The sequence below is a fragment of the Polaromonas sp. P3_C2 genome (genome assembly GCF_056402675.1).
In genome coordinates this window covers 1-880 of record NZ_JBFUGX010001086.1, presented here as the reverse complement: position 1 = coordinate 880, position 880 = coordinate 1, and the positions used below count along the sequence as shown (strand labels likewise).

1 protein-coding gene and 1 pseudogene are annotated in these 880 nt (G+C 57.4%); both read left to right on the top strand.

Features of this window, described 5'->3' with window-relative positions; all coding sequences use genetic code 11:
* Window positions 1-256: pseudogene (locus tag AC1DWI_RS24790) on the top strand (hypothetical protein); the annotation flags it as partial.
* A gap of 151 nt (window positions 257-407) precedes the next feature.
* Window positions 408-812 (top strand): hypothetical protein, encoded by a 405-nt coding sequence (locus tag AC1DWI_RS24785; protein WP_477668254.1) that lies wholly within the window; start codon window positions 408-410, stop codon window positions 810-812.
* Window positions 813-880 lie beyond the last annotated feature (68 nt).

Here is an 880-nt window from a genome sequence, read left to right as displayed (position 1 = left end):
GGCCTGGGGCGTGCGACCAGCCGTTGTCCTCAGTGCAGCAAGCTTTTCTGTGGGCATTTTGAAAACACTGAGGGAGGTTCTGCAAGTGTTTTCGCCTCGTCCTGTCGTCACTGCGGCTTCCGCACAAATCGAGCTCAATGACATGGCGCCACAATCCATCAAAGTTGAAGGGCGAGCACACGTCGCGCGGTCTAACCCTTCCATCGAGAGGACGTACCCCGGCAAGCCGGGTCACGCCTCTCATCTCAAACGTTAAGGCTCATCAAGGCATCTCACCGGCACTTCGCTCAATCCGACCCAAGCTCCTTGTCGCTTGCTTGCTGGTGGTCGCGACACCCTCCTTCGCCGCGTGGGAACCTGTCGAGGGTGTGATCGAGGGCAGGTTGTTAATGGGAGGTCGCCCTCTCATGGGTGCACAAATTACAGGGTGCGCCGACCGCGGCTATTTCTTCGGTCGCCGACCCTGTTTGAGTCCCTTCGAAACGCGCACTGACGCCGAAGGCCGTTTCACCTTCAAGCAGTTCACAGGTGTCACACCGCCCACGCGTCAGGAGATTAAGGCCAATCCCGGCTATGCGGTTGCTGACCCCGGCTGGGGCTATGGTTTTCGGGTTGACTATGAAGGAATGGCTGCAGAAGCCTTTTCTACCGGCATGGGCTATGGTCGAACTCATGTGCGGGTTGAATGCGACTTTGGCGCCTTTTTGGAGGCGATGAAGAAGACGGGTGTTCGGCCGGTAGCCATCCCAGACAATATGCCGTTCATTGAGTGCGAATACCACGAAAAGCTCATCGAGCTTCCACGCCAATGAGCCTTAACAAGTCAATCGACATGGACCCACAACAGCAGGAGGCAGCTTCGCCGCAAGTGTTGGTGGCC

Bases quoted from the DNA above. Each gene is read 5' to 3' on its own strand.
- AC1DWI_RS24785 (WP_477668254.1), top strand. From the start codon at position 408: ATGGGTGCACAAATTACAGGGTGCGCCGACCGCGGCTATTTCTTCGGT.